The sequence below is a fragment of the Novosphingobium sp. KACC 22771 genome, from assembly GCF_028736195.1.
Classification (GTDB): domain Bacteria; phylum Pseudomonadota; class Alphaproteobacteria; order Sphingomonadales; family Sphingomonadaceae; genus Novosphingobium.
On the sequence record NZ_CP117881.1, the window covers coordinates 524,400 to 547,654 of the forward strand.

Here is a 23,255-nt window from a genome sequence, read left to right on the forward strand (position 1 = left end):
CAATACGCCTGATGCCTTAGTCCAGATTGGGCCGCAGCCAGCGGCGGGTGTCCTCGATGGTCTGCCCGCGCCGCTCGGCGTAATCGGCCAACTGGTCCTCGCCGATGGTGGCCACGCCGAAATACTGGCTTTCGGGATGGGCGAAGTAAAAGCCGCTGACCGCCGCCGTGGGCAGCATCGCCTGCGATTCGGTCAGCACCAGCCCGGCATTGTCGGTGGCTTTCAGCAGATCGAACAGAATGGGTTTCAACGTGTGATCAGGACATGCCGGATAGCCGGGCGCGGGGCGGATGCCGCGATATTGCTCGCGGATCAGCGCTTCATTGGTCAATTGCTCACCCGCCGCATAGGCCCAGAGGTCGCGGCGGACATGGGCGTGCATGCGCTCGGCAAATGCCTCGGCAAAGCGGTCGGCCAGCGCCTTCAAAAGGATGTCGCTGTAATCATCATGGTCGGCCTTGAAGCGTTCCAGATGCGGCTCGATCCCATGGATGCCCACGGCAAAACCGCCCAGCCAGTCATCCGACGTGTCGATGAAGTCGGACAGGCAGAAGTTGGCGCGGCCCCGGCTCTTGATGAACTGCTGGCGCAGCATGGGCAGGCGGGTACCATCGGCAAGCAGCACATCATCGCCCTCGCGGTGCGCGGGCCAGAAGGCGCAGACGCCGCGCGCGGTCAGCCACTTTTCCTCGATGATCCGCTTCAGCATTTTCTGCGCATCGGCATAGAGGCTGCGCGCCGATTCGCCGACCACTTCATCATCCAGGATCGCTGGATAGGTTCCCGCCAGCTCCCATGCGCGGAAGAAGGGCGTCCAGTCGATATATTCGGCCAGATCGGTCAGGCTCCAGTCGTCATAGCTATGCAGGCCGGGCTTGGCGGGGGCCGGGGCCTTTTGCGCAGGGTCGATCACGAAAGCATTGGCGCGAGCCTCGGCAATCGGGAGCAGTTTCGAACCACCCTTGCCCGCGCGCGCGATCCGCACGGCCTCATATTCATCGGCCGTGGTGGCGATAAACCCTTCGGCCTGCGTGTCGGACAGCAACTGGCTGGCCACGCCCACCGCGCGGCTGGCATCCAGCACATGCACCACCGGCCCGTCATAGGCCGGATCGATGCGCAGCGCGGTGTGAACCTTCGAGGTGGTCGCCCCGCCGATCAGCAGCGGGATCGTCATCCCGGCGCGCTGCATTTCCTCGGCCACGGTCACCATTTCGTCGAGCGAAGGCGTGATCAGACCCGACAGGCCGATGATATCGACCTGTTCCTTTTGCGCCGTCTCGATGATCCGGCTCCATGGCACCATCACGCCAAGGTCGATCACCTCATAGCCGTTGCATTGCAGGACCACGCCGACGATGTTCTTGCCGATGTCGTGGACGTCGCCCTTGACCGTGGCCATGATGATCCGGCCCTTGGCCTTGGCGCCTTCTTCCTTGGCCGCCTCGATAAAGGGGATGAGGTGGGCCACGGCCTTTTTCATCACGCGGGCCGATTTCACCACCTGCGGCAGAAACATCTGGCCGCTTCCGAACAGGTCGCCCACGCGGTTCATACCCGCCATCAGCGGCCCCTCGATCACCTCGATGGGGCGGGCGTGGAGGAGGCGGGCCTCCTCGGTGTCCTCGACGATATAGGCGTCGATGCCCTTGACCAGCGCATGTTCGAGCCGTTTGACCACATCATAGGAGCGCCATTCCTCGGCGGCCTTTTCGGCGGCTTTGTCCTGCCCCTTATAGCTTTCGGCCAAAGCGATCAGCCGCTCGGTGGCGGTCAGTTCGCCTTCAACCGGGCGCATCAGGATCACATCCTCGACCGCCTCGCGCAGGGCCGGGTCGATCTGGTCATAGATGTCGATCTGGCCCGCATTGACGATGGCCATGTCCATCCCCGCCGGAATGGCGTGATACAGGAACACACTGTGCATCGCCCGGCGCACCGGCTCATTGCCGCGGAAAGAGAAGGACAGGTTCGACAGGCCGCCGCTGATATGGACATGCGGGCAGGCCGCCTTGATGTCGCGGCACGCCTCGATGAAGTCGAGGGCGTAGCGGTCGTGTTCCTCGATGCCGGTGGCGACCGCAAAGACATTGGGGTCAAAGATGATGTCTTCGGGCGGAAAGCCGATGCCGGTCAGCAATTTATAGGCGCGGCAGCAAATTTCCACCTTGCGCTCGCGCGTGTCGGCCTGGCCCTTTTCGTCAAAGGCCATGACCACCACGGCCGCGCCGTAATCCATGCATTTGCGCGCCTGCGCCAGGAATGGCTCCTCGCCCTCCTTCATGCTGATCGAATTGACGATGGGCTTGCCCGATACGCATTTCAGGCCCGCCTCGATCACGTCCCACTTGGAACTGTCGATCATGATCGGCACGCGGGCGATGTCGGGTTCCGAGGCGATCAGCTTCAAGTAGGTCGTCATCGCCGCATGGGCGTCGAGCAGGCCCTCGTCCATGTTCACGTCGATGATCTGGGCGCCATTGTCGACCTGCTGGCGCGCAACCTCGATGGCCTTGGCGTAATCGCCCGCCAGAATGAGCTTCTTGAACGCCGCCGAGCCGGTGACATTGGTGCGCTCGCCCACATTGACGAAACGAGCCGAACTTTGAGTGGTCATCAGTAATTCCAGCGATCAGGCAAAGATAAAGGGTTCAAGACCGGCAAGGCGCGTCACCGGGGTCAATCCGGGCAATTGCCGCGAGGGCAGCCCACCCACCGCGCGCGCCATGGCCGCAATATGCGCAGGCGTCGAACCGCAGCATCCGCCCAGCACATTGACTTGCCCCGCATCGGCCCATTCCTTGACCAGACCCGCCGTGGTTTCGGGCAATTCGTCATAGGCGCCCAGTTCATTGGGCAGGCCCGCATTGGGATAGACCATGATCAGCGTATCGGCGATTTCCGACAGGGCCTTCACATGCGGGCGCAATTGCGTGGCGCCAAACGAGCAGTTCAGCCCAATCGTGACCGGCCGCGCATGGCGCACCGCCCACCAGAATGCCTCGACCGTATGGCCCGACAGATTGCGGCCCGACAGATCGGTCAGCGTCATCGAAAGCATGATCGGGATTTCCCGGCCCAGCTTCTGTTCGACATGGCGCACGGCCATGATGCCCGCCTTGGCGTTCAATGTATCGAACACCGTCTCGATCAGGATGAAGTCCGCCCCGCCTTCGACCAGCGCCTCGACCTGTTCGGCATAGACATCGACCAGATGGTCCCAGTCGATCTCGCGAAAACCGGGGTCGTTGACGTCGGGGCTCAGCGAGAGCGTCTTGTTCGTCGGCCCGATGGCGCCCGCGACAAAGCGAGGGCGCCCATCCTTGGCGGTGAACTCATCGGCCACGCGGCGGGCCAGCCTGGCGCTTTCCACGTTGATCTCGCGGACCAGATGTTCCGCGCCATAATCGGCCTGCGAAATGCGGTTGGCGGAAAAGGTGTTGGTTTCGGCCAGATCGGCTCCGGCGGCAAAATAGGCGCGGTGGATCGCCTCGGGCACTTCCGGCTTGGTCAGCGCGAGGATGTCGTTGTTGCCCTTCTGGTCGTGGCTCAGGCCCAGATTGCCCGCATAATCGGCCTCGGACAGGCCGTAATTCTGGATTTCCGTGCCAAAGGCGCCATCGGTGATGAGGATGCGCTGCGCGGACTGCTCAAGCAGGGCCTTGCGCGCAGCAGAGGGAATGAGGGTCATAATCAGGCAGCCTTTACTTGGGCGATCCGGACGGGGTTGGGGCGCACCCCCAGCAGATGGCAGATGGCATAGGAGAGCTCAGCGCGGTTGAGCGTGTAGAAGTGGAAATCACGCACCCCGCCCGCATAGAGCTTGCGGCAGAATTCGGCGGCAATCGTGGCCGCCACCAGCGCGCGCGCGGGCGGATGGGTGTCCAGCCCGGCAAACAGGCCCTCCATCCACGCCGGGATCGCCGCCCCGCAGGCGTCGGCGAATTTGCGCGTCTGGGCGAAATTCGACACCGGCAGGATGCCCGGCAGCACCGGCGCGTCGATGCCCGCTGCGGCCAGACGGTCGCGGAAGCGGAAGAAGGTTTCCGGTTCAAAGAAGAACTGGCTGATCGCGCGGGTGGCGCCCGCGTCCAGCTTGCGCTTCAGATTGTCGATATCGGCGTCGACATCGGCCGAATCGGGGTGCTTTTCCGGATAGGCGGCCACCGAAATCTCGAACGGCGCGACGCGCTTCAAGCCCGCCACCAGATCGGCGGCATTCTGATACCCCTGCGGATGCGGCACGAAAGGCGCGCCCGGCTGGCCCATATCGCCGCGCAGCGCGACGATATGGCGCACCCCGGCCTCCCAATAGGCTTCGGCCACGGCGTTCACTTCCGCCTTGCTGGCGTCCACACAGGTCAGATGCGCGGCGGCGGGCAGGCGGGCCTCGGAAATGATGCGCGCCACCGTGCCGTGGGTACGATCCCGCGTGGTGCCGCCCGCGCCATAGGTGACCGAGACAAAGGCCGGATCGAGCGGGGCCAGCGTTTCCACCACTTCCCACAATTGCGCCATCATCGCATCGCTCTTGGGCGGAAAGAATTCGAACGATACGCGAATATCGCCCGGCAGCCCGGCAAACAGCGGCGCGTCCAGCGCCTTGCGGGCCTCGTTCAGCGCTTCATAGCTGGCGTTCATGGGGAAACCTTTGCATTGTTGGGGGCGGTGCCTGCGTTTTCGGGCAGGCGGCGCCCGGTCCAGATTTTGACGGTCAATTGCCCGCCTTCGAGCGCGAGCGGCGCATCGGCGGAAAATCCTGCGGCGGCAAACCATTGCGCCATCTGCGCGTCGGAAAAGCCGAGGCGGGCATGGGCATGGCGCTCGCGCAATTCCTCATGGGCATGCGCGGCCAGATCGACGATGGCCAGATGCGCGCCGGGCCGAGCCACGCGAGCGGCTTGGGTCAGCACAGCCTCGGGCGCCTGGGCATAATGCAGCACCTGATGCATCAGCAGCGTATCGAACGCGGCATCGGCAAAGGGCAGCGCGGCAAAATCGCCCTGCACCAGATCGACCTTGCCCGCGGGCAGGTCTTGCAGCCGGGTGCGGGCGATGCGCAGCATGTCTGGGCTCTTGTCCAGCGCGGTGACATGCGCGGCGCGGGGCGCGAAACATTGCGCCATCCGCCCCGTGCCCGTGCCGATGTCCAGCAATTGACCCAGCGAGGCGGGCAGCACGCGGGCCAGCGCTTCCTCGACCGGCTCGTCGGGGCTGAGCAGCGAGCGGATCTGATCCCATTCCTCGGCATGCCGGGCGAAATATTGCGCCGAAGCCGTCTCGCGCCCGGCGCGGATCGCGGCCAGTTGGCGGCGGTCCTCGGCGCATTGGGCGGCAAATTCGGCATCCTCAGCCTCGGCGGCGGCCAGCAGGCGGGCGCTGGCGGCGCGCAAGGATGGGCCATCGGCGGCAAAGGGGGCGATTTTGAGAAACACCCAGCTGCCCTCCTTGCGCCTCTCGGCAAGACCCGCGTCGCACAGGATTTTCACATGGCGCGACACGCGCGGCTGGCTCTGCCCCAGCACCTGCGCCAGTTCGCCCACGGCCAGCTCCATCGCGGCCAGCAAGCGCATGATGCGCAGCCGCGTGGGATCGGCCAGCGCGCGCAAAAGAGGGTCGATGAGCAGGTTCTGTGTCATGGCTGGGGAGGCATATAAAGATATCTTTATATGATTACAACCACTACCATGCTAGGAATGATCCTTAGCGCGCAAAGGGGGCAGGATCGGCCATTCGCGCTTGCCTTTTGGGCGCGCGGGCCTACCTAATAGGCTCAGTTTTGAGCCCCATAACGTGAGGATTTCCATGATTTCGCAACGCCAACGCGCTCTTGCCTTTGCTGTTGTCGCCTCGCTGGCGGTGGCCGCCTGCGGCAATTCGGACAAGGCCGCTGATGCTGTAACCCCCGAAAACGTGGAAATGCCCGCCGAATCGGCGCTGGCCCCGGTTGATGCCGCGCCCGAGGCGGATTCGGCCGCCGCCGCATCCTCTGCCCCCACCACCACCGAGGGCGTTGCCGCCGCCGCAGGGCAGGCCGCCGCCGATGTGGCCGCCGCCGCCGCCGCTGCGGGCGCGGACATCAGCCCCACCCCGGCGCCCAGCAAAAAGCCCTGATTTTTGACAAAAAATGGCCCGGATAAGGGGGATGCCTTGTCCGGGCCAGGGCGATGGCGTGGTATCATGAAGATCACCAGCCCATCGGGTCGCTGAACAACTGTTAATGTTGCCCCCGGCGCGCCGCATCCCATGATTATGGTATAAAAGAAATTTTATGCGTGTTGGCCCGCAGACGCCCGGTGCTGGACTGGCAGCCCGGCCTTGCCTATGAAGCGCCCATGCCGCGCATCCCCGTCACCCGCTCGATCAGCCTCGATGAAAGCGAACTCGTCGAAAGCACGACCCGTTCCTCCGGGCCGGGCGGACAGCATGTGAACACCACCGACAGCGCGGTGATCCTGAAATTCGATGTCGCCGCCTCGCCCTCGCTGCCCGATGCGGTCAAATACCGCCTCGCGCGCATCGCCGGTTCGCGCATGACGGCCGAGGGTGTCCTCGTGCTCCGCTCCGAAGGTTCCCGCTCGCAATTGGTCAACCGGCAGGAGGTGCGCGCCCGCCTCATCGCCATGATTGTCGAGGCGACTTTCGTCCCCAAGGCCCGCAAGGCCACCAAGCCCACCAAAGCCTCGCAAACCCGGCGCATGGATGGAAAATCGCGGCGGTCTTCGGTGAAGGCGGGGCGGGGGAAGTGGAAGGAATAGGGGTTTAGGGAATTATGCCTCCGGCGGGCAAAGGGCGGGGGCCCTTTGCAATCCCGTTAATGGGGTGGTGCGTAGGTTCAGATGTGGGTGGTTTGGGTTATAAAGCCTGCGGCGCGGCGAACTCGCGCTGATGGGCGCCGCAGGCTTTTAAATTCCGGGGCTGCGTTAAAGGCTTAACGCCGAACGTCATACGCCACGAAGACAGTAACGGGATTGCAAAGGGACGAGTCCCTTTGCCCGCCGGAGGCAAATCCTTATTCCCCCTGATCTTCCTCCTGCTGTTCCCAAACCTTCCCCAAATCGATCCCTTCCTCAAACCCCAACTCCACAAAATCCTCAGGGAGAGGTGCCACGGCATGGATCGGCGGCTTGCCTTCGCGCAGGACGGTCAGCTCGACCGCGTGAAGCATGGTGCGCGCCGCGCCCGTGCCGTCGCCATAGATCGGATCGCCGACCAGCGCCGCGCCGAGGCCCTTTTGCGCATGGACGCGGATCTGGTGGGTCCGGCCGGTTTCGGGGCGGAATTCGACCAGCGTCATCCCGTCCACCTCGGCGATCTTGCGCCAGTGGGTGACGGCGGGCTTGCCCTCGTGCGAGGCGACGATGCGCCATCCGCCATATTTGCTGGAGGTTTTGAGCAGGTTGAGCGAAATCGTGCCCGATTCCTTGCGCACCGGCCCATTGACCACGCCAAGGTAGCGCTTGGACACCACGCGCGCCTCGAAGGCGGCGCAGAATCGTTTATGCGCCTTGGGATTGCGCGCCAGCAGCAGACAGCCCGAGGTGTCCTGATCGAGGCGGTGGACCGGCAGCGGTTCGCGCGCAAAGCCAAGGCGCAGATCGGGAAGGAAATCTTCCAGAGCCACGCCGCCCTTGCGCGGGCGGTCGAGGGGCAAGCCGGCGGGCTTGTTGACGATCAGTGCTTCGCCGTCTTCAAACAGGATGGGAATGTTCATGCCCATCCCATAGATCATTTGAGCGCTGAGGCAATCCGGGCGAAGGCCTGCGTCAGCTTGGCCTCATCGGCGGCGAAGGAGATGCGGAAACCGGCAAAGCCGCAATGGTCCCCGCCAAAGGCGCTGGCCGCGACAATCGCCACGCCGTTTTCCAGCAGATGCATGGCCAGCGCCTCATCATCGCCAAAGCGGGGCATCAGGGGGGCGGCGTCGATCATGCAGTAAAACGCGCCATCGGGGATGGGGGTGGACAGGCCGGGAATCGCATTGATCGCATCAACGCAAAGGTCGCGCCGCGCCCGGAACTTTTCGCGCCAGTCGAGCAGGAATTCCTGCGGCCCCTCGAATGCCGCCACCGCGCCCGCCTGCGAGATCGAGCAGGCATTGCCCGAAACATGGCTTTGCAACCGCCCCATCGCGCCGATCAGCCATTCCGGCCCCGCCGCCACGCCAATGCGCAGCCCGGTCATCGCATGGCTCTTCGACACGCCTGAAACGGTCAGCACGCGCTCGGCCAGATCGGGGCATTCCACCGCCAGCGTGGCATGAACGCCTCCATTATACCGCAGCGGCGCGTAAATATCATCGCTCAGCACCAGCACTTGCGGATGGCGGCGCAGCACCTCGCCCAGCGCCTGCAAGTCCGCCGCGCTATAGGTCGCGCCGGTGGGATTGCCGGGACTGTTGAGCAGCAGCCAGCGCGTCCGGGGCGTGATCGCGGCGGCCAGAGCATCGGCGGAAAGCCGGAAACCATCCGCCGCATAGGTCGCCACCGGCACCACATTGGCCCCCGAAAAACGCACGATTTCGGGATAGGACACCCACCATGGCGCGGGGATCAGCACGTCATCGCCCGGATTGAGCGTGGCCATCAGCGCGAGGAAGATCGACTGTTTCCCGCCCGATGACACCAACACCTGCGAAGGCGCGACCTTCAGCCCGAGATCGCGCTCATAATGCAGCGCCGAGGCGCGCCGCAGCGCAGCCGTCCCGGCCACCGCCGTATAGCGCGTGTCGCCTGCATCCAGCGCATCCTTCATCGCGGCCACCACATGGGGCGGGGTCGGGAAATCCGGCTCGCCCACGGACAGCGAGATGATGTCGCGCCCTTCGTCACGCAGCGCGATGGCACGGTCGGTCATGGCGTTGGTGCGCGAGGGCTGGATGCGCGAGAGGGCCGTGGAGATGTTCATGGAAAGCGCGTTAAGCGCAAAGCTTCGCCCGCATCAAGCCGCGCAGGGCATTGCCGATAAAGAATCCTTGCCCCAGATCCTCCAGCGTCAATTCCGCCTCACGCGCGCGCCCTTCCTCGATCAACGTCCGGCGCAAAACCCCCGGCAACAGCCCCAGCGCCAGAGGCGGGGTCAGCAGCACCCCGTCGCGCTCGACAAAGACGCTGGTGAAACAGCCCTCGGTGATCAAGCCATCATCGCGGACAAATATCGCCTCCTTCGCGCCCTCGGCCCGCGCCGCGCGCAGGCCCGCGTCATAGAACCAGCGGTCGGAGGTCTTGTGCCGCAGCCGCCAGTCGCCCGTGTCCAGCGGGATCGGCAGCGCGATCACCGGCACCGGCGCATCCCGGTCCAGCGGCGCGGGGTACGGCCCGACCTCCACACTGACCGCCCCGCTGCGCCCCAGCACGAGGCGCAGACGCGAAGGCTTTTCCACCTCGAAACACAGCGCATGGATCGCATTGCGCGCGCCGTGGCGGTCAAAGGAGAAGCCCAGTTCGCTGGCGCTTTCCTTCATCCTCTCCAGATGCGCTTCGAGCAGAGGCACGCCTGCTTCTGGATCAAAGGCCATGGTCTCGATCAGATCGAAGGCTGCAATCCTTTTGTCCGGCGCTGGCTGATGCACGAAACCCCCTTTGACCAGACATTCCCGCCATTCGTCGATCGCGCGCGAATCCGCCACCACCGCCGACCCCACGCCCAGCACCGCTTTCCCATCAGGCGCCAGACGCAAAGAGCGGATTGCCACATTGAATGCCGCGCTTCCAGTGGAATTGCCGGGCGTTGGCGGGTCAATATGGCCGAGCGACCCGCAATAGATCCCGCGCGGGTCGCGTTCATGGGCATGGATCAATTCCATGGCGCGGATCTTGGGCGCCCCCGTCACCGATCCGCAGGGAAACAGCGCCCGGATCACGTCGACAAGGCTGCGCCCTTCCTCCAGCCGGGCGGTGACGGTCGAGACCATCTGATGCACGGTGGGATAGGATTCGATGGCAAAGGGCGCGTCCACCCGCACGCTGCCCGCATCGGAGACGCGGGCGATGTCATTGCGCATCAGGTCGAGGATCATCAGGTTTTCCGAGCGATCCTTGACGCTCTCGACCAATTCGCGCGCCAATACCGCATCGGCATCGGGCGTGGCGCCGCGCGGGCGGGTGCCCTTCATCGGCTTGGCGCGCAATTCCCGACCCTGCGCCTCAAAGAACAATTCGGGCGAGAGGCTGAGCAGCCAATATTGGCCATCGAACAATATGCCGCCATGGCCGCCCCCGCCGCTGCTGCGCAATTGGGCATAGAGCGCCAGCGGATCGCCCGCCCATGACCCGGCAAGGGGAAAGGTGAAATTGGCCTGATAGATGTCGCCCGCCCGGATCGCCTCGGCAATATGGCCAAAGGCGGCGGCATAGGCCCCCGGTCCGATGGCGGGCACCATGGGGCCGATGCGCGGTGCTGGATCATGGGCGCCGTGCGCGGCCAGCCAGGCGCCAACCTGCGCCCCTGACATATCCTGCCACCCATCAAAGGCGCCCATCCATACCAGCGGCCCGTCGGCCCCGCTGCGCGCCGCGGCCAGAGGGGCAAGGCGCGGTTCGAGCGCAAGGCCCGCCTCATAGCCGAAATGGCCTGCACAGGCGAAACCCCGCGCAACCAGTTCCTCGATCCGCGCCAACGCGGGGGTAACTTCGTCGGGCCGCCGGGCGATGATGATCTCGCGCGGGTTGGTGTAAAGCCGGGCACGGCCCCCTTCACGCGCCCGCGCATCGTCGTCTCCGGTCCGCGCATCGTCGAGCAGGACAAAGGGCGCATCATGCGGCCGGGCTTTATTTATGGAATCTCCCATGATGCGCGGCTTCTAGCGATGTCGGGCCAAGGTTGCAAAATCCCTTTATACCGTGAGCGTGCCGTGGGCATGCTTGTTTCGCCTGACGGCAAGAAAGCGATAGAAAAGGCCTAACATCGCATTATATTGGGCGAAATAGAGGGTCTGGCCGGGGCGCAAAACGCCCCCGTGGGGAGAGCGATCATGCGTCATCATCGGCTTTTTGGCACTTTGCTCTGCGCCGCGATGATGATGCCGCATGGCGCATGGGCCGCGCCCCGTCCTGTGGCGCGCGCCGTTGCCCACAACCCCGCGCCCGCCGCTCCGGCGCCTGTGGCGGCCCCTGCCGCCCCGGCCCAGCCCTTGCCGCCGCCGCCGCCCGCCCCGCGCGGGCGGCTCGATGGCGCGGTCACGCCCGCCTTCTACCGCCTCGACCTCTCCGTCGATCCGGCCAAGGAGCGCTTTTCCGGCCATGTCGAAATTGACGCGCTGCTCCATGGCGCCTCGCATTATGTCTATCTGCATGGCCGCGATCTCAACGTCACGCGGGTTTCGGCCAACGTCAACGGGCGCAAATTTGCCGGTCACTGGAAACAGGTGGACGACACCGGCGTCGCCCTGCTGACGTTTGACGAGGAATTGCCCGCGGGGCAGGCCACCTTCGCCTTTGACTATGACGCCGCGTTTCAGGACGGGCCGCAGGGCATGTTCCGCGTGAAAGTGGGCGATCAGTGGTACAGCTGGACCCAGTTTGAATCGATCGACGCGCGGGCCGCCTTCCCCTCGTTTGACCAGCCGGGGTATAAGCAGCCCTTCACCGTAACCCTGCGCACGCCCAAGGGCATGACGGCGGTGTCCAACGCGCCCGAAACCGATACGGCCGATGATGGCGCCCAGACCGTCCACCGCTTTGCCCAGACCGCGCCGCTGCCCTCCTATCTGGTGGCGATGATGGTGGGGCCTTTTGCCGTGGCCAAGGGCGAGGTGCCGCCCACGCCCCAGCGCGACAAGCCTTTGCCCCTGCGCATCATCTCGACCCAGCAGAACAAGGACAAGCTGAGCTTCGCGCTGGAGAATTCCAAGAGCATCGTGGCCCATCTGGAGAACTATTTCGGATCGGCCTTCCCCTATCCGAAACTGGACCAGATCACCGCGCCGATCATGCCCGGTGCGATGGAGAATGCCGGGGCCGATCTCTATCAGGACAATCTGCTGATCCTCGACGATGCGGCCACCACCGCGCAAAAGCGGGCCTTTGGCATGGTGGTCTCGCATGAACTGGCGCATCAATGGTTCGGCGATCTGGTCACCCCCGCATGGTGGGATGACATCTGGCTCAACGAGAGCTTTGCCAACTGGATGGGCTATCGCATCGGCAATGAGTGGCGCGGCGATCTGAACATTGGCGCCGGCGCGCTGGAGGAAGGCTTTGCCGCGATGGGCACCGATGCCCTGCTGGCGGGGCGGCCGATCCATCAGCCGATCGATACCAATGCCCAGATCGACGCGGCCTTTGATTCGATCACCTATGGCAAGGGCGGCCATGTGGTGGCAATGATCGCGGGTTTTATGGGCGATGATGCGTTCAAGGCGGGCGTGCGCGAATACATGGCCGCGCATCGCTATGGCAATGCCACCAGCGCCGACTTCTTCGCCGCGCTGGCCAAGGCTTCGGGCGATCCGCGCATTCTGCCCGCGATGCAGAGCTTTACCGACCAGCAGGGCATTCCCCTGCTGACCTTCAGCGGCGGCAAGGGCGAATATTACGCGGTGCAGAGCCGCTATGCCCGGCTGGGCACGCAGGCCCCGCCCCAGAAATGGTCGATCCCCTTTTGCGTGCGCGTGCAAAAGATCCGCCAGTGCCAGTTGCTGGACGGCGAGGCGGCGATCATCAGCATCATCGTCAATGGCGCGATGATCCCCAATGCGGGCGGGACCGGCTATTACCGTTTCGACATGCCCCAGGCCGATTGGGAACGCCTGCTGGCGATTTCGGCAGGCCTGCCGGGCGGCGAGGCGCTGGCCGTGGCCGACAGCCTGTGGGCCAGTTTTCAGGCCGGACGCGCGCGGCCCGTGCTGCTCCTGCAAATGGCGCGGACCATGGTGAACAATCCCGATTCCTATGCGGGCGCCGCGGCCACCGGATGGATGCAGACGCTCGAACGCGCCGGTTTCTATGACGCCCCGGCCGAGGCGGCCTATCGCGCCTTTTTCACCCGGACCTATGCCCCGATGCTGGCCAAGGCAGGGTTCAATCCGGGGCTGGGCGCCTATGCGGCTGAGGACGCCGAGGCTTCCCAGCGCCGCGCCCAACTGGTGCGCAAGATGGCGGGCGTGGCGCGTGATCCCGCGCTGCTCTCCACGCTGGCGCAGGCGACGGGCGCATGGCTGGGGGTCAACAAGGCGGCGCTGGACCCGGCGTGGTATAGCGTGGGCCTTGGCGCATGGCTGGAGGCGCAGCCGGACCGGATGGCGGCCGCCAAATCGCTGTTTGAACAGGCGCTGGCCTCGCAGGACCCGCTGTTCCGCCCTGCCGCGCTGTCGGTTCTGGGCGCGTCGGGCAAGGCCGATATCGCCCAATGGTTGCTCGATGACGCCAAGGACAAGCGCCTGCGCCTGTCCGAGCGGGTGCAATTGGTGATGGGCGTGGCGGTGAACGCCAAGACGCGCGACATGGGCTATGACTGGCTGCGCGCCCATGCCGATGAACTGCTCTCGGGCAGCTCGGGCATCTTCCTCGCCTCTCGCCTGCCGCAGGTGTTCGGCACGTTCTGTTCGGTGGAGAAATCCGAGGCGATCCGCAAGGATTTCGGCGCGCGGCTGGCGGGCAAGACCGGCGAGCTGGAACTGGCCCGCGTCATCGAACAGGTCCGCAGTTGCGGCGTTTTGAAGGACGCCCGCGCCGCCGAGGTTTCCGCCGCGATGGTGCGCGCCAAATAATCAGTTAGGCAGCGGCAGCCAGAGCGTTGCCATCAGGCCGGTGACGGCGCCTCGCGCATCGGTCTGATTATGCAGGGTCAGACGCCCGCCATGCTGGTCGGCAATCGCGCGGGCCAGCGTCAGGCCCAGCCCCGCGCCCCCCGTGGCGGTGTTGCGCGAAGGTTCGCCGCGGGTGAAAGGCTCGAACATCTTCTCGATGTCGCCGCCGATCCCCTTGCCATGGTCGACCACGCGGATCACCGCCCAGCCGCGCCCCTCGGCCTCCTCGCGCACCATCGTCACCTGCGCGCTGCCGGCATAGCGCAGCGCATTGCCGATCAGATTGCGCAAGGCCCGGCGCAGCCATGTCGCGCGCAAGGGCATGACCAGGCGCGGGGCATGGTCAAATTCGACGTCCTCGCCCATGTCCTCATATTCCTCGACAATCGAGGCGACGAGGGCAGCCAGTTCGGTTGATTCCACAGGATCGCTGGGCCGACCCACGCGGGCCAGCGAGAGAATGTCGTCCAATGAGCGGGTGATGTCCTCGATGGTCTTGGCCATCTTGTTCCGCTCGGCATCGTCCTCCACGCTCTCGATCCGCACACGCAGCGCGGCCAGCGGCGTTTTCAGGTCATGCCCGATCGCGCCCAGCATCACGTCCTTTTCATTGATCAGCGAGGTGATGCGCAATTCCATCGCATTATGCGCCTCGATCAGATGGCGCACATCGGCGGGGCCTTGCGGCGCGATCTGATCGGTGGATTCGCGGGTGCGGGCAAATTGATCGACCCGGTTGGTCAAGGCCGCCAAGGGCCGCGCAATCCGCCGCAGGATCAGCGCAATCGCGCCCACCAGCACGGCATAGATAAACAGCGTCTGGGCAATCAGCGTGGCCAGCAGCCAGGGATCGCGCGCGGGCACGGAGGAGCGCACCACCATCCAGTCGCCGCCATTCTCGGCCTGCGCGGCGGCCACCAGCACATGTTTGGGCCGGGGCGGGGCATGCTCGCCCATCATGGCAAAGCGGCGATCGACGCGCTTTTTCCAGAAAGGATCGTCCACCAGATCGCGCTCGACCACCATCAGATGCAGCGGTTTCAAATCCTGCGAGGCAAGTAGTTCATTGAGACGCTGGGTGATTTCGGGTTTGGCCTCGTCGCGCGGATTGGGGCGGAAGGTGGCCACGCGCACCGGGCGCGGCCCGCGCGGCATATCGTCCGGCCCGCGCCCCACCATCATGGGCGGGCCTTCATGGCGATGCAGGCGGGGTTCCGGCGGGCCGGGCGGAGGAGGCGGCGGGCCGCCATCGGGCGTGTCGGCCTCGTCGCGGTGGCGCAGCGCGATGGCCGTGCGCATGGCCAGTTCCTGCGTCACCTGCTGTTCGCGATATTCGGCCTGCGCCTTATAGAGCAGGATCGCGCTGATCGTCTGGGCCAGCAACAGCGCGCCCGCCAGCGCCAGCATGACCTGTCCGGTCAGGCTGCCCGGCAAAAATCGGGAATGCAAAAACCGGGGCGGCAGAAACCGGCCGGGATGCCAGCGCGTCATGCGTCCACCGTGGGCACCCGGCGCACATCGGCGGCCAGCATATAGCCGCCGCCCCAAACGGTCTGGATCAATTGCGGATTGCGGCTGTCCACCTCGATCTTGCGGCGCAGGCGGCTGACCTGATTATCGACCGCGCGGTCAAACAGATGCGCCTCGCGCCCCTGCACCATATCGAGCAGGCGGTCACGGTCCAGCACTTGCCGGGGATGTTCGAGGAAGGCCATCAGCAGGCGAAATTCCACCGAGGAAATCGCGACAATCGCGCCATCGGGCGCAATCAGCCGCCGCTTTAACGGATCAAGCCGCCAGCCATCGAACTGGAAATCCTCATTGGCCTGCAACTCGGGCAGCGCCCCGCGATGGGTGCGGCGCATCACGCTGCGGATGCGGGCGACCAGCTCGCGCGGCTCGAAGGGTTTGACGACATAATCGTCGGCGCCGATCTCCAGCCCCACGATCCGGTCGGTCGCCTCGCCGCGCGCGGTCAGGAAGATGGTGGGGATAGAGCGCGCCTCGGTCAGATGGCGGCACAGCGACAGCCCGTCCTCGCCCGGCATCATGATGTCGAGCAAGACCAGATCGGGCACATCATGGGCAATGATGCTGCGCGCCTCGGCCGCGCTGGCCGCCTGCCGGACGGCAAACCCCTGACGCTCCAGATAGGAGGCCAGAGGTTCGCGCAGATCCGGCTCGTCATCGACCAGCAGGAGGCGCAGCGGGGTATTGTCGCTGTCGCTGTTCACTTTATCCTACCTTACTGCCCCGCAGGAGGCGGGGGCGGCGGCATGTCATGGCCGCGATGTTGACCCGGACCGCGCCGTCCGCGTTCCTGCCATGCGCCCATCTGGGCCTTCATCGCGGCGCGGCGTTCCTCGGGCGTGACAATGCCATCGTGATTGGCGTCCGCGCTGTCAAACATCTTGAGCGCGGCGCCGACAAAAGCGTCTTTCGTCACGGTGCCGGTGTGGTTGGGATCGGCCTGACGCATCAGGCCCATCATCATGCCGCGTTCCATGCGATGATGGCCCATACCTTGACGGCCCATGCCTTGATGGTCACGCGGGCCTTTCATGCCCATACCATCCGGCGCCATGCCGCTTTCCGGCCCGCCCGGAGGCGGCGGGGGCATGTCATGGCCGCGCCCCATGCGCTGCTTCATGCCTTCGCGCATGGCGTCATGGGCGGCCATGAATTCCTGACGGCTCAACTGGCCGTCGTGGTTGGTGTCCATGGCGTCGAAATGCTTGGCTTCGCGCGCCTCGCGGTCGGCCTTGTCCAGCTTGCCGTCATGGTTGATGTCCATTTTGTCGAACATCTTTTCGGCGCGGGCCTGCGCCTCGGCGCGGGTCATGTCCTTCATTGGCGGCATGGCACGGGGCGGAATGGCATGGGGGGGCATGGCACGGGCACCGGCTTGGGGCGCGGGCGGGGCTGCCGGGCTTTGCGCATGGGCCGCCGAAACCGCCATGAGGGCAATGGCGGAGAGCCCGATAGAAAGATTCCTCATCCTGGCGATCCTTACAGTAAACTCTTCTCAAGGGGGGCAAAGAAGAGTTGGGATGAAAGCTGCAACCGTGACCCGTGCCCCGAAGGGGGAGGGGAGAGGCCGGGGCGGCATGCAGCTTTCATGTTTGTTCTATGCCCTGACTGTCGCGCCATTATGCCGGAACCGCCGCTTTTTGTCGCCAATTGTCGCGCTTGTCTTACCCTTTGCTGGCCCTATCGCGCGCGGCCCTGCGTATTCCACCCCGCGGTGATAAAGAGCACCCGCGCCGATCCCGCTACATCGGCCGTGTGCCACACCCCGCGCGGGTTGATCGCGCATTCCCCGGACCTCAGCGTGATCGCCTGTTGATCCCCTTGCGCGTCCTCCTGAATCAGCGTGATCGCGCCATCAAGGCAGATCACCACCTCCTCGCCCTCGGGATGCATTTCCCATGAATCCCAATCCTGCGTGAAAGTATGGAGGCTGACCAATCGCCCCTCGGCGCCATCGGCGGCATGGCGCGCGACATAATCGGCATACCACGCCATGCCGGTGAATTCCGGCTCTGCGCCGGCGCTTGCGCCAAGGCCGAGATGGATCGGATGGGTGGCCAGATTATGCGCCATGGCCCTCTCCCATTCCCTGGGCAAAGACAAAGGCGTTGAGCTTGTTGCCATCCCGGTCGCGGAAATAGGCGGCGTAAAATCCGGGGAAGCGTTCGCCCGGCGCGCCCTCGCATGATCCGCCCAGTTCGAGCGCCAGCGCGTGGAGGCGGTCGACCTGATCGCGGTCCTTGGCCTCCAGCGCGACCATCACGCCATTGCCCACGCTGGCGGGCTGTCCGTCAAAGGGCAGGGTGATGCCGATGCCCGCCGGGCCGCCCGGCACACCCCATGCGATATAGCGCTCATCGCCGCCCATGCGCCCGGCGCCCATTTCGGCGGCGATGGCATCATAAAACTCCGCCGCGCGGGCCAGATCCTGCGTGCCCAGTGTGACATAGCCGATCATCTCTGCTCTCCATGGCGGCCGAGTCGCCGCTCATGGAACAATGTGGGAACATCGTGAGCTTGGCAAGCCATCACCCAAGGGGCGCGCACTGCTCTTTGAGCCACGCCAGCGCCTCGCCCGACAATTGCGGGGCAAGGATGCTTTCCACCCGCGCATGATAGGCATTCCACCATGCCACCTCGTCGCGGGTCAGCAGGCGGTCATCGACCAGCGCCCGCTCGATCGGCACATGGGTCAGCGTTTCAAAGCCGAAATAGGTGCCTTCCGCGCCCTCAATGGCGCGTTCCTCGACCAGCACGAGGTTTTCGATGCGGATGCCATAGGCCCCGGTCTTGTAATAGCCCGGCTCGTTCGACAGGAACATGCCCGCCAGCAATTCTTGGCCCGTGCCCGCCTGTCCGCCGCTGGATTTGGCGATGCGCTGCGGCCCTTCGTGGACCGAGAGGAAGCTGCCCACGCCATGTCCGGTGCCATGGGCATAATCGAGTCCGGCCGCCCAGAGATATTGCCGCGCGAGCGTGTCGAGCTGCGATCCGTTCGTGCCCGCCGGAAAGACCGCGCGGGCAATCGCGATATGGCCCTTCAGGACGCGGGTGAAACGGTCGCGCACCTCGTCCGGGGCCGTGCCGGGGCCGACCCAGACGGTGCGGGTGATGTCGGTCGTGCCATCGGGATATTGCCCGCCCGAATCGACCAGATAGACGCTGGAGGGATCAAGCGCCCGGTTGGTTTCGGGCGAAACGCGATAGTGGACGATGGCCCCGTTCGGCCCCGCGCCGCTGATCGTGTCGAATGACAGGTCGCGCAGGTCGCCGCATTCCCGGCGGAACTGGTGCAGCGCCTCTGCCGCGCTCATTTCGGTCACGCCGCCCTTGGGAGCCTCGACGGAAAGCCAGTGGAGGAAGCGGGCCACCGCCGCCCCGTCGCGAGCCTGTGCGGCGCGCTGTCCGGCCTGTTCAACCGGATTCTTGATCGCCTTGGGCAGAACGCAGGGGTCGCGCTCCTCGATAATCTGCGCGCCCGAGAGCGCCTCAAAGATCGCCGCCACGCTGCGCTCGGGATCGACCACCACCTTCTTGCCCGCCAGAGCGCCCAGCGCGGGCACAAAATCCTCACGCGGCAGGATGCGCACCGCATTGCCCAGATGGGCGCGCAGTTCCGGCGTCACCTTTTCGGGCGCGATGAAGAGATCCGCCGTGCCATCGGCATGGGCCACCACAAAGGACAGCGCGACCGGCGTGCGCGAGACATCCGTCCCCCGCATATTCAGCAACCATGCCACCGAATCGAGCGCGGCAATCACCGCCGCATCGGCCCCGCGCGCGGTCAACCATTCGGCCACCTCGGCGCGCTTGGCCTCGGAAGGCACGCCCGCCAGCGCGGTGGGGTGGGGCATGGCCTCGGCAAGGCTGCGCTCGGGCTGATCATCCCACACCGCATCGACCGGGTTGCGCGATACCGCCACCAGCGCGCCTCCGCGCGGCGCCAGCGCCTTTTCCACGCCCCGCGCCCATGGGCGGCCATGCAGCCATGCGTCATAGCCGATCTTTGCCCCGGCGGGCGCATGCGCGCCCAGCCATGCGGCAGGGCTGGTGGCCGGGACATTGTGATATTCGTAAAGCGCACCATCGACCTGATCGCGCACCTGAAGCGTATAGCGCCCATCGACAAAGATCGCCGCGCGATCTGCCAGCACCACCGCCGTCCCCGCCGATCCGCCAAAGCCTGTCAGCCATTCGAGCCGCTGAGCATAGGCGCCGACATATTCGCTCATATGCTCATCGGAAATCGGGATGACGAAACCGTCCAAACCTTGCGCCACCAATTCGGCGCGCAGGGCAGAGAGACGTTCTGACATCGGGGCGGCATGAATATTGTTCGGCATTGGGACGCGCTTTCCTTCGTTTCCCTCACCTCTGGCTTGCGGAGGGGGGCTTGCCAACATAGATGCAAGCAATGAGCAATTCCAGCCAGCCCCGCCCCCCGATTGCCGCCAAACAGGCGCACAGCTTTTCCCACCATGGCATGACCGTCACCGACGACTATGCATGGCTGCGCGATGCGGATTATCCCGATGTGAAGGATGAGGCGGTGCTGGCCCATCTGAACGCCGAAAATGCGTGGTTTGACAGCCGGATGGCCGGGCAGAAGGACCGCATCGACGCCCTGTTTGCCGAAATGCGCGCCCGCATCAAGGAAGCCGACAAGAGCGTGCCGCAGAAGGATGGCGATTACCTCTATTGGATCGAATATGAGGAAGGCGCCGAATACAAGAAATGGTGGCGCCGCCCGGTATCCGGGGGCGAAGATGAATTGCTGCTCGACGAAGTGGCGCTGGCGCAGGGCAAGGAATATTTCCGGCTGGGCGCGATTTCGCTCTCGGCCGACGGCAAATTGCTGGCCTGGAGCGTGGATGACAATGGTTCGGAGCGCTTTACCGCGCGGATCAAGGTGGTGGCCACGGGCGAGTTGCTGCCCGATGTGATCGAGGGGACGCTTTCCTCGCTGGTCTGGGTCGCGGGCGACAAGGGGCTGGTTTACAGCCTCGCCAATGAGAACTGGCGCACCGACAATGCTCGCCTGCACTGGCTGGGCCGCCCGGTTTCCGAGGATGTCGAGCTGTATCACGAGGATGATGAGGGCTTTCGCGTCGGCTCATCGCTGTCGGCCAATGAAAAATGGCTGATCATTTCGACCAGCGATCATGAAACCTCCGAGGTCCGCCTGATCCCGGCCGATGATCCTCTGGCCGCGCCGATTCTGGTGCGCCCGCGTGTCGATGGCGTGGAATATGATGTCGATGCGCGCGATGGCGTTCTTTATATCCACGCCAACGACACGCATGAGAATTTCCGGCTGGCCACCGCGCCTTTGGCCGATCCGGGCAACTGGACCACGCTGATCGCCGGGACGGATGAGTTCTATCTGACGGGCTTTGACCTGTTCCGTGATTTCTATGTGATCGAGGGCCGGGTGCGCGGGCTGGATCGCATCGAACTGCGCTATTACGACGACCCGGCCCGGATCGAGCCGATTGAATTTCCCGAGGCTTCCTATGAGGCCGGATTGGCCGACAATCCCGAATGGGCGGTGGACCGTTTGCGCGTGTCCTATGAAAGCATGGTCAGCCCGGCCAGCGTCTATGACTATCATCTGGCCGACAAGAGTCTTGAGCTGTTGAAAGTTCAGGAGATCCCCAGCGGCTATGACGCCTCTTTGTACGAGACGAAGCGGCTGGAGATCGCCGCGCGTGACGGGACGATGGTGCCGGTCAGCATCCTCTATCGCAAGGATCGTGTGGGTGCCGGCCCGCTGCATCTCTATGGCTATGGTGCCTATGGCATCGCCATCAGTCCGGGCTTTTCCACCACGCGCCTCAGCCTCGTCGATCGCGGCTTTGCCTATGCCATCGCCCATATCCGCGGCGGCGACGATATGGGCCGCGCATGGTACAAGGCGGGCAAGCGCGAGGCGCGCACCAACACGTTCAACGATTTCGTCGATGTGGCGCGCGGGCTCTGCGACCTTGGCTATACGATGCCGGGGCGGATCAGCATCTCGGGCGGATCGGCGGGCGGGGAGCTGATGGGCGCGGTCATCAATTCCGACCCCGACCTGTGGGGCGCGGTGGTGGCCCATGTGCCCTTCGTCGATGTGCTCAACACGATGCTGGACGAGAGCCTGCCTTTGACGCCGGGCGAATGGCCCGAATGGGGCAACCCCATCGAGGATAAGGCCGCCTTCGACCTCATCCGCTCCTACTCGCCCTATGATCAGGTGAAGGCGCAGGACTATCCGCCGCTGATGGTGACGGCGGGGCTGAACGATCCGCGCGTGACCTATTGGGAACCGGCCAAGTGGGTCGCCCGGCTGCGGGAATTGAAAACCGACAGCAACGAACTGATCCTGAAAACCAATATGGGCGCAGGCCATGGCGGGAAATCGGGGCGGTTTGAATCGCTGACCGAAACGGCGGAGGAGTTTGCGTTTATCCTCTGGCAGTTGGGGGTTGCGGGGTAAGTTTTGCCTCCGGCGGGTTAAGGGCGGGGGCCCTTAACAATCCCATGAATGGGATGTGCTTGAGATCGCAGGCATGCGCTCATCCGCGAAGCGGCTTAAAAGCCTGCGGCGCGGCGGCCTTGCGCCTTGGGTGATGCTGCGCGCAACCTAAACAGTATGGGGATTGCAAAGGGACAAGTCCCTTTGCCCGCCGGAGGCTCCCTTCCTTCTACCGAAAACCCCTTGCCTTCCCGACCCTGGTCCCCAAAATCCCCCTCATGCCCAACCGCTTTACCCACACCTTCACCGCAGGCCCCGATGACATCGACATCATGGGCCACGTCAACAATGCCGTCTGGGTCCAATGGATGGAGGCCGTGGCCACCGCGCATTGGATGCAGGACGCCGCGCCCGAGCATGTCGAGCGCTATGTCTGGGTCGTGACGCGGCACGAGATCGACTATCGCGGCAATATCGCGCAGGGGCAGAGCGTGACCGCCGAGACATTCATCCCCGAAGGCCCGGTGGGCGCGCGTTTTGACCGGCGGATCGATTTCCGCAACGAAGCAGGCAAGGTCATCGTTTCGGCGCGCAGCACATGGGCGATGCTCGACAAGGAGACGCTGCGGCTGACGCGGGTGTCAGGGGAGATTGCGGCGGCTTTTGCGCCGGAGGGCGGGTGGCCGGGGTAGGAGGTTTTGCCTCCGGCGGGCAAAGGGACTTGTCCCTTTGCAATCCCATTATGGGGTGGTGCTCAAGTTCGCAGGTATGTGCGCATCCGCGAAGCGGTTTATAAAGCCTGCGGCGCGGCGGCGTTGTGCTTTGGGCAATTCTACGGTCTGGGGATTGTTAAGGGTCTAGACCCTTAACCCGCCGGAAGCACCCTTAGAACTTTATCAGTCCCGCATCGCCAGCTTGGTGCCATCGAGGCGATCCGCCTTGTTGGCATAGATGAAGCCGTAGGTGGGCGAGGAGCGCATGCCCAGCTTGCCGGTGGGGGCGTAGAACACGCGCACTTCCGACCAGTCGCCGTTGGCCGAGACGTCTTCGGCCATGGCGCTGCGCTCGATCATGCCGGGGCGCGACCAGTTGGCATGGTTAAGCAGAACGTGGCGTTCGTCGATCACCTTGGAAACCATGGCGACATGGCCCGCGCGCATCGAGTGGGTGGCGCGGAAGGCGAGGACGGCGCCGGCCTTGGGTGCAGTGCCGCGATCATAGCGGCCCTCGGCCTGATCCCACCAACCGGCGGCGCGGCCCGACAGGGCGATGCCGGAAACTTCGCGGGCGTAGGGAGCGCATTGCAGCACCTGCGCCGAGGCCGGAACCGAGATGAAAGTGGCGAAAATCAGGGCAATAGCGGCACGGATCAGCTTTGCGTTGGAAAAGAAGGACCGGACCACTGAAAACCCCTTGGCGCTTATCGGCACCGCTATCTGGTGTCGATGGCCAAGGTGTAGCCAGCCCATCGCCATTAGGGAATGTCCGAAGGTCGCGCTCCACCGTGGCTTAACAACGGTT

General features: G+C 64.7%; 19 protein-coding genes. 5 read left to right on the forward strand and 14 right to left on the reverse strand.

Annotation, left to right across the window (positions count from 1 at the left end):
* Positions 1 to 16: 16 nt before the first annotated feature.
* The 4 genes from metH to PQ467_RS02410 are packed head-to-tail and all read right to left on the reverse strand — an operon-like array spanning position 17 to position 5,639.
* Positions 17 to 2,617, reverse strand: coding sequence for a methionine synthase (metH, locus tag PQ467_RS02395; RefSeq protein WP_274174970.1), 2,601 nt, complete (start codon positions 2,615 to 2,617; stop codon positions 17 to 19).
* A gap of 15 nt (positions 2,618 to 2,632) precedes the next feature.
* On the reverse strand, positions 2,633 to 3,691 hold the full coding sequence (locus PQ467_RS02400; RefSeq protein WP_274174971.1) for a homocysteine S-methyltransferase family protein: 1,059 nt from the start codon (positions 3,689 to 3,691) through the stop codon (positions 2,633 to 2,635).
* Positions 3,692 to 3,693: 2 nt separating this feature from the next.
* Entirely contained in the window at positions 3,694 to 4,641 is a 948-nt protein-coding gene (gene metF / locus PQ467_RS02405) for a methylenetetrahydrofolate reductase [NAD(P)H] (protein WP_274174972.1), read from the reverse strand.
* A complete protein-coding gene (locus tag PQ467_RS02410) occupies positions 4,638 to 5,639 on the reverse strand; it encodes an ArsR/SmtB family transcription factor (RefSeq protein WP_274174973.1) in 1,002 nt (333 codons plus the stop codon). Before PQ467_RS02410 ends, metF begins: the two co-directional genes overlap by 4 nt.
* Positions 5,640 to 5,805: 166 nt before the next feature.
* Here PQ467_RS02410 and PQ467_RS02415 point away from each other — a divergent pair, with 166 nt between their 5' ends.
* Complete coding sequence (locus PQ467_RS02415) at positions 5,806 to 6,114, forward strand: hypothetical protein (RefSeq protein WP_274174974.1); 309 nt, start codon at positions 5,806 to 5,808, stop codon at positions 6,112 to 6,114.
* 221 nt (positions 6,115 to 6,335) lie between these two features.
* Positions 6,336 to 6,758 (forward strand): alternative ribosome rescue aminoacyl-tRNA hydrolase ArfB, encoded by a 423-nt coding sequence (gene arfB, locus PQ467_RS02420; protein ID WP_274176070.1) that lies wholly within the window; start codon positions 6,336 to 6,338, stop codon positions 6,756 to 6,758.
* A 254-nt stretch (positions 6,759 to 7,012) separates the two neighbouring features.
* On the opposite strand, the gene PQ467_RS02425 is transcribed toward arfB, so the two are convergent.
* Genes PQ467_RS02425 through pabB form a run of 3 tightly spaced genes read right to left on the reverse strand, consistent with a single transcriptional unit; the run spans position 7,013 to position 10,789 of the window.
* Positions 7,013 to 7,714: an RluA family pseudouridine synthase gene (locus PQ467_RS02425; RefSeq protein WP_274174975.1), complete on the reverse strand. Its 702-nt coding sequence runs from the start codon at positions 7,712 to 7,714 to the stop codon at positions 7,013 to 7,015.
* A 14-nt stretch (positions 7,715 to 7,728) separates the two neighbouring features.
* Positions 7,729 to 8,907, reverse strand: a complete 1,179-nt coding sequence (locus PQ467_RS02430) for a pyridoxal phosphate-dependent aminotransferase (protein ID WP_274174976.1) — start codon at positions 8,905 to 8,907, stop codon at positions 7,729 to 7,731.
* A gap of 10 nt (positions 8,908 to 8,917) precedes the next feature.
* Positions 8,918 to 10,789 carry an aminodeoxychorismate synthase component I gene (pabB, locus tag PQ467_RS02435; protein WP_274174977.1) on the reverse strand — a complete coding sequence of 624 codons (1,872 nt, stop codon included), beginning with the start codon at positions 10,787 to 10,789 and terminating at the stop codon, positions 8,918 to 8,920.
* A gap of 183 nt (positions 10,790 to 10,972) precedes the next feature.
* Here pabB and PQ467_RS02440 point away from each other — a divergent pair, with 183 nt between their 5' ends.
* Positions 10,973 to 13,708: a M1 family metallopeptidase gene (locus PQ467_RS02440; RefSeq protein ID WP_274174978.1), complete on the forward strand. Its 2,736-nt coding sequence runs from the start codon at positions 10,973 to 10,975 to the stop codon at positions 13,706 to 13,708.
* On the opposite strand, the gene PQ467_RS02445 is transcribed toward PQ467_RS02440, so the two are convergent.
* From PQ467_RS02445 to PQ467_RS02470, 6 genes are all read right to left on the reverse strand, one after another.
* The gene (locus tag PQ467_RS02445; RefSeq protein WP_274174979.1) at positions 13,709 to 15,238 is read right to left on the reverse strand and encodes a sensor histidine kinase; all 1,530 of its coding nucleotides are present in this window, start codon (positions 15,236 to 15,238) and stop codon (positions 13,709 to 13,711) included.
* Positions 15,235 to 15,981 carry a response regulator gene (locus tag PQ467_RS02450; protein ID WP_274174980.1) on the reverse strand — a complete coding sequence of 249 codons (747 nt, stop codon included), beginning with the start codon at positions 15,979 to 15,981 and terminating at the stop codon, positions 15,235 to 15,237. The genes PQ467_RS02445 and PQ467_RS02450 overlap by 4 nt, the downstream gene beginning before the upstream one ends.
* 11 nt (positions 15,982 to 15,992) lie before the next feature.
* Positions 15,993 to 16,745 (reverse strand): EF-hand domain-containing protein, encoded by a 753-nt coding sequence (locus tag PQ467_RS02455; protein WP_274174981.1) that lies wholly within the window; start codon positions 16,743 to 16,745, stop codon positions 15,993 to 15,995.
* Between the two features lie 212 nt (positions 16,746 to 16,957).
* Positions 16,958 to 17,350 (reverse strand): cupin domain-containing protein, encoded by a 393-nt coding sequence (locus PQ467_RS02460; protein ID WP_274174982.1) that lies wholly within the window; start codon positions 17,348 to 17,350, stop codon positions 16,958 to 16,960.
* Entirely contained in the window at positions 17,340 to 17,735 is a 396-nt protein-coding gene (locus PQ467_RS02465) for a VOC family protein (protein ID WP_274174983.1), read from the reverse strand. The genes PQ467_RS02460 and PQ467_RS02465 overlap by 11 nt, the downstream gene beginning before the upstream one ends.
* 70 nt (positions 17,736 to 17,805) lie before the next feature.
* Entirely contained in the window at positions 17,806 to 19,620 is a 1,815-nt protein-coding gene (locus PQ467_RS02470) for an aminopeptidase P family protein (protein WP_274174984.1), read from the reverse strand.
* Between the two features lie 71 nt (positions 19,621 to 19,691).
* On the opposite strand from PQ467_RS02470, the gene PQ467_RS02475 reads away from it, so the two are divergent.
* Together PQ467_RS02475 and PQ467_RS02480 are read left to right on the forward strand one after the other, a co-directional pair.
* A complete protein-coding gene (locus PQ467_RS02475) occupies positions 19,692 to 21,755 on the forward strand; it encodes a S9 family peptidase (protein WP_274174985.1) in 2,064 nt (687 codons plus the stop codon).
* A 257-nt stretch (positions 21,756 to 22,012) separates the two neighbouring features.
* Positions 22,013 to 22,426 (forward strand): acyl-CoA thioesterase, encoded by a 414-nt coding sequence (locus PQ467_RS02480; protein ID WP_274174986.1) that lies wholly within the window; start codon positions 22,013 to 22,015, stop codon positions 22,424 to 22,426.
* A 204-nt stretch (positions 22,427 to 22,630) separates the two neighbouring features.
* On the opposite strand, the gene PQ467_RS02485 is transcribed toward PQ467_RS02480, so the two are convergent.
* Positions 22,631 to 23,137: a CHAP domain-containing protein gene (locus PQ467_RS02485; protein ID WP_443192971.1), complete on the reverse strand. Its 507-nt coding sequence runs from the start codon at positions 23,135 to 23,137 to the stop codon at positions 22,631 to 22,633.
* Positions 23,138 to 23,255 lie beyond the last annotated feature (118 nt).

What these genes read in the sequence shown, in the direction of transcription:
- PQ467_RS02440 (WP_274174978.1), top strand. Translation starts at nt 10,973, where the DNA reads ATGCGTCATCATCGGCTTTTTGGCACTTTGCTCTGCGCCGCGATGATG.
- metF (WP_274174972.1), bottom strand. Translation starts at nt 4,641, where the DNA reads ATGAACGCCAGCTATGAAGCGCTGAACGAGGCCCGCAAGGCGCTGGAC.
- PQ467_RS02445 (WP_274174979.1), bottom strand. Translation starts at nt 15,238, where the DNA reads ATGACGCGCTGGCATCCCGGCCGGTTTCTGCCGCCCCGGTTTTTGCAT.
- metH (WP_274174970.1), bottom strand. Translation starts at nt 2,617, where the DNA reads ATGACCACTCAAAGTTCGGCTCGTTTCGTCAATGTGGGCGAGCGCACC.
- PQ467_RS02470 (WP_274174984.1), bottom strand. Translation starts at nt 19,620, where the DNA reads ATGCCGAACAATATTCATGCCGCCCCGATGTCAGAACGTCTCTCTGCC.
- arfB (WP_274176070.1), top strand. Translation starts at nt 6,336, where the DNA reads ATGCCGCGCATCCCCGTCACCCGCTCGATCAGCCTCGATGAAAGCGAA.
- PQ467_RS02415 (WP_274174974.1), top strand. Translation starts at nt 5,806, where the DNA reads ATGATTTCGCAACGCCAACGCGCTCTTGCCTTTGCTGTTGTCGCCTCG.
- PQ467_RS02465 (WP_274174983.1), bottom strand. Translation starts at nt 17,735, where the DNA reads ATGATCGGCTATGTCACACTGGGCACGCAGGATCTGGCCCGCGCGGCG.
- pabB (WP_274174977.1), bottom strand. Translation starts at nt 10,789, where the DNA reads ATGGGAGATTCCATAAATAAAGCCCGGCCGCATGATGCGCCCTTTGTC.
- PQ467_RS02460 (WP_274174982.1), bottom strand. Translation starts at nt 17,350, where the DNA reads ATGGCGCATAATCTGGCCACCCATCCGATCCATCTCGGCCTTGGCGCA.
- PQ467_RS02430 (WP_274174976.1), bottom strand. Translation starts at nt 8,907, where the DNA reads ATGAACATCTCCACGGCCCTCTCGCGCATCCAGCCCTCGCGCACCAAC.
- PQ467_RS02410 (WP_274174973.1), bottom strand. Translation starts at nt 5,639, where the DNA reads ATGACACAGAACCTGCTCATCGACCCTCTTTTGCGCGCGCTGGCCGAT.
- PQ467_RS02400 (WP_274174971.1), bottom strand. Translation starts at nt 3,691, where the DNA reads ATGACCCTCATTCCCTCTGCTGCGCGCAAGGCCCTGCTTGAGCAGTCC.
- PQ467_RS02425 (WP_274174975.1), bottom strand. Translation starts at nt 7,714, where the DNA reads ATGAACATTCCCATCCTGTTTGAAGACGGCGAAGCACTGATCGTCAAC.
- PQ467_RS02475 (WP_274174985.1), top strand. Translation starts at nt 19,692, where the DNA reads ATGAGCAATTCCAGCCAGCCCCGCCCCCCGATTGCCGCCAAACAGGCG.
- PQ467_RS02480 (WP_274174986.1), top strand. Translation starts at nt 22,013, where the DNA reads ATGCCCAACCGCTTTACCCACACCTTCACCGCAGGCCCCGATGACATC.
- PQ467_RS02455 (WP_274174981.1), bottom strand. Translation starts at nt 16,745, where the DNA reads ATGAGGAATCTTTCTATCGGGCTCTCCGCCATTGCCCTCATGGCGGTT.